5 protein-coding genes are annotated in these 6,719 nt (G+C 36.7%); all 5 read right to left on the bottom strand.

All coding sequences use genetic code 11. The features are described 5' to 3' along the window. Positions 1 to 1,850, bottom strand: a 1,850-nt coding sequence (locus tag M901_RS10415; protein WP_157679955.1) for a hypothetical protein, incomplete at its 3' end; no start/stop codon positions are given. 197 nt (positions 1,851 to 2,047) lie between these two features. Beyond that, on the bottom strand, positions 2,048 to 3,601 hold the full coding sequence (gene guaA, locus M901_RS10410) for a glutamine-hydrolyzing GMP synthase (protein WP_021278158.1): 1,554 nt from the start codon (positions 3,599 to 3,601) through the stop codon (positions 2,048 to 2,050). 24 nt (positions 3,602 to 3,625) lie between these two features. Continuing rightward, positions 3,626 to 5,101, bottom strand: coding sequence for an IMP dehydrogenase (gene guaB / locus M901_RS10405; RefSeq protein ID WP_021278159.1), 1,476 nt, complete (start codon positions 5,099 to 5,101; stop codon positions 3,626 to 3,628). Between the two features lie 130 nt (positions 5,102 to 5,231). Further along, positions 5,232 to 6,371, bottom strand: a complete 1,140-nt coding sequence (locus M901_RS10400; protein ID WP_034721751.1) for a hypothetical protein — start codon at positions 6,369 to 6,371, stop codon at positions 5,232 to 5,234. Then, a partial coding sequence (locus M901_RS10395) for a tol-pal system YbgF family protein (RefSeq protein WP_021278157.1) occupies positions 6,337 to 6,719 on the bottom strand: 383 nt, incomplete at its 5' end. The genes M901_RS10395 and M901_RS10400, both read right to left, overlap by 35 nt.

Here is a 6,719-nt window from a genome sequence, read left to right as displayed (position 1 = left end):
TTATATATTGCTTGAGCTTTAGCGATGTCCTGTGAAGTCGGCTCTACTGGCTTTCTTTCTAGCTTCTCTTCAATTGTATTTAAGACATATTCACTAGAAGATGTATCTTTGTAATTTGATAAATCCTTAGAGACTACGTTTAATTTATCTTTTAAAACTTGTACATGATCCTCTTTTGCCTTTGCTGACATATGATCATAAAGAAATGAACCTCTAGCCTTTTCTCGACCTCTTTTCACTGCCTCTTTATGTTCTGTAAGGATTTCTTCATTCGACTTTGAAGCAAATGCACCATTCTCGTCAATATATGTAGTATCAACTTCTGCAACATTACTAAATCCCATCTGTGTCATAAAGACAGCAGCTTCAGTCTTACCACCTGCTGCTTTTTCTAATTGAACCATTAGAACTGCTTTTTCTGCCTTGATCCTTTCTAAACTTCTTTCAAGTGCAACTTGATCGGTCAATAGATCAACACACTCAACGCCAGTGATATTTTCATGCTCCATACAAGATTTTGCAAAATGTCTGACATTCTCAAGTTCAGCTTGTAGCTCATTATACTGATCATCTAACTGAACTCTTTTAGATGCAAGCTCCGTTAATTGATCAGAACTGGCCTTAACCGTATTAGCTAAATTTCGACTAAGAAGATCAAAGTCAGACCTGACACTACAAAAAGCAATATTATACTTAAACTTTAAATCGAGAACCTCAAGATCATTACTTTTTCCGTCAAGACCCTTTCCTCTAATATACTCTTCTCTATTTGTTGCAAAGTATGATCTTAGCTTATCAAGGTTTCCTTTATCATTTTCTTCAAGTAACTCTGAATATTTAACCTCTACGAAATCTTCATATTTATGTTTTGAAGATTGACTATCAGGATCAATAGCTGCGATTTCCCTGTTTAACTCCTGACACTTTCCTTTAACATAATTAAGTAATACTTCTTTTAAGACTTGTTTTTTATTTTCTCTGGCTCCAGGTTTTTCCAGAAAAGCTGAGTACTCAGCCGATATCGTCTCAGTAGTTTCAGATACGAGCATGTCCCTTTTATTTCTAGAACTTAATCTTTCCCCAAGTAATAAGTCATTTACAAGAAATGAGTTCTCATGCTGTTGTAGAGTCATTCCAACCAAGGCGACAGCAGGAGCATAGCGTCCTAGCTGATCAAGACCATTACCACTTGTCCTACTTGCCACAGAATTTGGGTCTCTCATATCAAGTTCTCCATCAATTGGAGTCGATTGAATTACGCGATAACTGCTAACATCATAAGAATATCTCTTTGAAAAAAGATCAGATAAATGCTTTAACTTTTCGTCATTAGATAAACTTCTAAACTTCACATTTGCTGGCTTACGGTCTGTTCGACTCAACCCCTTTAAATATCTTTTCATTTTAGGGTTAGAGTTCGGATCAATACAAGCTGATTTATCCCCAATAATTTCTTGAAAATAGTTTATGAGCTCAAGCTGAGCAACATCACCATGGTTATTCTTACGGTCCCACATGATTGCTTTCTTACGAATTTGAGTTTTTACAGAGTTTTTAACTTCTTCTGAAAATTTCTTTAAACCTTCTTGCTCTGACTCATCAACTTCAAGCTTATTTACACAACTACAAAACTTCTCGTCTGTATCTTGTGTTGAACAATTAAGTGCCGATAGATTATTCCAAAGACTTGATAACTGCTCAGGATTAAAACCATCTGAGTCACAATACTTATCTTTAAATTCATTATGAAGAATACGAATTTGGGCCGGCATAACTTCCCCTGTGAAAGCAAAGGTACTTACCGAACTAAATAAGAATGTGAGTGTGATTACCAGTGTTTTAATTGCCATCTCCTTAACTCTAAGCTTTTCGGTCAACTTCTAAATAATCCTTAACTATTAGTGTAAAGAATCTCGATAAAACTTGTTAATTCAATTGCAAATATTTGTGTATCTAACTGATATCACGTTGAAAGAGTATGGATTATTGATAATTTAAGTGACAAGAATAGTGGTCACAAAAAAGGCCATCAAAAGATGGCCATTTATTATTCCCACTCAATTGTGCCTGGTGGTTTAGATGTAATGTCGTAGACAACTCTTGTGACTCCGGCCACTTCATTGGTAATGCGACTTGAAACCTTGGAGAGAAACTCATGTGGCATATCAGTCCAAGTAGCAGTCATACCATCAGAAGAGTTTACCATTCTAAGACAGATAACTTCTTCATAAGCTCGAGCATCCCCTTTTACACCGACTGTCTTTACAGGAAGTAAAACAGTTAGTGCCTGCCAAGTTGAAGAATAGAGGTTTGATTCAGTAAGTTCTTCAAATAGGATTTGATCACTTTCTTGAACCTTTCTAATTCTTTCATCTGTTACTTCACCTAGAACTCTAATCCCAATTCCTGGTCCAGGAAAAGGGTGGCGGTGAACCCAGTGGTGTTTTAAACCAAGTTTCTCACCAATGGCCCTTACCTCATCTTTAAAGAGATATCTTAGAGGTTCAAGAAGTTTCAATTTCATTCTCTCTGGTAAGCCTCCAACATTATGATGTGACTTAATCGTTACAGATTGTCCATCTTCCTCATGCGGAGAAATGGATTCAATAACATCTGGATATAAAGTTCCCTGCAAAAGGTAATCAAACTTAATGCCATGATTTTCTTCGTACTCGTGAACTTTCTTCTCAAAAACTTCAATAAATGTATTTCCAATAATCTTTCTCTTCTTTTCAGGGTCATCAACTCCCTCAAGCTTAGAAAGAAAATCATCTTTTACAGTAACAATTTCAATATTAAGGTCTGTTTCACGCCTTAGAGTTTCAATATGTCCATAATCTTGTGGTCTTAAAAGTCCATGATCAACAAAGAAGCAATAGAGATTGTCTCCAATCACTTCATGGCTCAATTGCGCTGCCACTAATGAGTCAACTCCTCCAGAGAATGCACAAAGAACTTTAGATTTCTCAACTCCTCTCACAAGCTCTTTGGCCTCATCTAACATCTCGGATGCTGACCAATCTTGTTCTAGCCCCGCAATATCTTCAAAGAAATAGTTTAGAATATCTTTTCCATGCTCGCTGTGTTCAACTTCAGGATGAAATTGTAATCCAAATATTGGTCGTGTGTTATGCTTAATGGCGGCAACAAGAGAATTATGACTTTCCATCACAAGAGTAAAATCTTTTGGAAGCTCACTAATATGATCTGAGTGACTCATCCAAACATTAACTTCATCGGGAACATTATTCATTTGAAACTTATTCGTCGTATGAATCTTTGCATGTCCATACTCTCCAATTGTTCCCTTTTCAACAACTCCACCAAAGTATTTTCCCATTAACTGCATTCCGTAACAAACCCCTAGAATAGGAAGATCTGTATTATCAAAGACAAAACTATAATCATTTTTATCTTCAAAAACTGACTGAGGTCCCCCAGATAGAACCAGGGCCTTTGGTTTCTTACCACTTTCAAATAGCTCTCGAGCTTTTTTTACTGTGATAATCTCACTAGAGAAGCCGAGCTCCCTAGACTTTCTTGTAATTAGTTGAGTGTATTGTGAACCAAAGTCTACAATCCAAATTTGTCTTAAACTCATTTATCTTCCTTAATAAAGTATTTCTTAATCTAATTGATAGTTAGGAGCTTCTTTTGTCACCATCACATCATGTGGATGACTTTCTTTTAAAGATGCTGCTGTAATCTTAATAAACTCCGCTTTCTCCTGAAGTTCATCAATATTATGTGCCCCGACATAGCCCATACCAGATCTTAGTCCACCAACAAGTTGATAGATATTACTAGCGAGAGATCCTCTATATGGAACCTGTCCTTCAATCCCCTCTGGTACAAGTTTCTTATCTTCAACACTGGCTTGACCATAACGATCTTTAGAACCAAGCTTCATCGCTCCAAGAGATCCCATTCCTCGATAAACCTTATATGTTCTTCCTTGATAAAGAATCATTTCACCAGGAGTTTCATCACAACCAGCAAACATTGACCCCAACATGACACAACTTGCCCCAGCAGCGATGGCCTTCACCATATCACCTGAGTACTTAATTCCACCGTCGGCAATAAACGGAATTCCCGCTGATTTACAAACAGAGGCACATTCCATGACTGCTGATAACTGAGGGACACCGATTCCCGCAACAACACGAGTTGTACAAATTGATCCAGGACCAATACCAACTTTAATACCATCGACGCCTGCTTCAATGAGGGCCTCACAAGCTTTTCTTGTGGCCACATTCCCCGCTATAATATCAACTTGCTGTCCTTCAGGCACAAGGGCCCTTACTGTCTTTACCATTTCGATGACACCCTTAGAGTGGCCATGAGCTGTGTCAACAACGATACAATCCACATTAGCACCAATCAGCGCCTTTGCTCTTTTGACTTCCTTTTCACCAACTCCAATCGCAGCGGCAACTCGGAGTCTCCCGAATTGATCTTTATTTGAATTAGGATAATTAATATTTTTCAAAATATCTTTGATTGTAATTAGACCTTGTAATTTTCCTGCACTATCGACAATTGGAAGTTTTTCAATCCTATGCTGGTGAAGAATAGACTTTGCCTCTTCCAGCTCGACACTAGACTCTGCGGTAATTAAACGATCTTTAGGAGTCATAATATCTTTGACTCTTTGAGAGAGATTTGTTTCAAATCTTAAATCTCGACTTGTTAAAATACCGACAAGATTTTCATTTTCATCAACTACAGGAACACCTGTGATTTTATGCTTCTCAGTGATTTTAACAACTTCATGTAGAGAGAGATCTGGAGAAACAGTAATAGGATTCATCACCATTCCAGACTCAAACTTCTTAACTTTCTCTACTTCCCAAGCTTGTCGTTCTGCTGGCATATTCTTGTGTATAACACCGATCCCACCTTCTTGTGCCATAACGATTGCTGTTTTAGATTCTGTTACTGTATCCATTGCCGCAGAGACAATAGGAATTCTTAAAGTAATATTCCTTGTGAATTTTGTTTCAAGATTGGCCTCGTGTGGAAGAACTTCCGAATAACCTGGCCTGATGAGAACATCATCATAAGTAAGCGCATTGTCAGTGAGTACTTTAGACATAAAAAAATCCTAGTTTAAATATAAGTCATACAAATTTATTTAAATACTTGTTATCACTTATATTTTAACTAGGATATGAGTTTTTTTTTAGCGTAAAAATCTAGCCTATTATAATTAGGACAACCTAATACTAGTAAGCTTCATTATAATCTTGATCATAACTCTTGAGTTCTTTAATCAAGCTATTAATCTCATTTGAATGACGCATTTGTTTCTTGTACTCCTTCATAAGAGAAGTCTCAAAGGCATTTGTCTTGACCTTTACCTGAGGATTAAGCTCCACCATAGAAGCTGGCTTTCTAGCGCTCTCAGCTTTTGCTTTGTATATCGTAACCTTCTTTGAGGCCGGTACTCTTTGTTTTTTCACGCCATAAACTTTTACAACAGCATTGGATTTCTTATTATATTCAGGCTTAAATTTATAAGGCTTTTTCTTATACTTCTTTGCAAGAGTTGTTACTTTAGACTTGTAGAAATTTAAAAGACTATCGTCTCTTTTAGAACGATCTTCTTTTTTCTCTCGTAAAATGATGAGTGATCCACCCGTTGCCTTATCCTTAGATTCAACAGAAGCGACCATTCTACCTTTCGCTGCCTTCTCCATTGGACGTGATGGAAACTTTTCAATTTCCTCTACGGCGGACTTTGACTTTTGCATTGGTCTTATATCATCAAATAGAGAAAGAACTGCAGTGTAAGCATTAGAGCCAATTGGAGTTGGTACACGTGGTGCTCCATTTTCATAGTTCTCTATGATAAATGAAAACTTACCTGCACTAATCTCTTCTTTTAAAAATTCATGATTATTATTCTTAAAGAGGTGTGTCCCCTTAATACTGAGAAGTTGTGTCTTTCCACTTTCAGAATCATATGAAACAACAAACTCTCCATGAGTATAAGAAACTGTTGCATTTACAGTTTGAACATGAAAATGATTTTCAGAATTCTCATGAGACTGAGTCCACAGATAACCTGATCTCAATTCGATCATTTTATTTAGAATAGTCGCATGTGCTGAACCTGAAAGGTGGTAAGTATGATCATAATAATCATTAAATGAAACCTGTGCCCCTACTTCAGTAAAGATTTGGTCAAAATCGTAAATATAATCACCAAGATCAAGCTTCTTAGTTTGACCATGTGATGTCACAAAGACATTACCTTTAACACTATTTACGACTGCCTTAGGTGCCTTTGCAAAGACGGTATAGCTAAGGGCAATCAATAGTACTAGCTTAATTAGATTTATACTTTTGAACGATCTTCTCATAGTGCCCACTTAAAATATTCCATTCTGGTGTGTTTCTATATTTCTTTCTAAATTCCTCAACAACTGCGAAGAATTCTTTTTCCTTTCCTTGTTTAAGATATGACATTCCCAGCCAAAGCTTAGATCCTAGGTAGAATTTTGAAGTTGGATACCTCTCAACTAAGTCTTTAAAGTATTTTTCACTCCACTGATAATGCTTACCAGTTTCAAAAGAAGCAACTCCCGCTTGGAAGAGAAACTTATCATCTTTAGATTTATTATTTGGGAAATGATTTGAGAATTCATTGAAAAACTGTGCACTCTTCTCATAGTTCTTGCTATCAAACTCTTTCTCTGCGATTGCGAGCA

Origin of the sequence: Bacteriovorax sp. DB6_IX (assembly GCF_000447775.1) — a bacterium.
In the GTDB taxonomy this organism is placed as follows: domain Bacteria; phylum Bdellovibrionota; class Bacteriovoracia; order Bacteriovoracales; family Bacteriovoracaceae; genus Halobacteriovorax_A.
Note: the sequence above shows the minus strand (reverse complement) of the source record. Positions and strands in the feature narration are given on the sequence as shown.

Excerpts from the sequence above, each read along its gene's own strand:
- guaA (WP_021278158.1), bottom strand. The coding sequence starts at position 3,601 with ATGAGTTTAAGACAAATTTGGATTGTAGACTTTGGTTCACAATACACT.
- guaB (WP_021278159.1), bottom strand. The coding sequence starts at position 5,101 with ATGTCTAAAGTACTCACTGACAATGCGCTTACTTATGATGATGTTCTC.
- M901_RS10400 (WP_034721751.1), bottom strand. The coding sequence starts at position 6,371 with ATGAGAAGATCGTTCAAAAGTATAAATCTAATTAAGCTAGTACTATTG.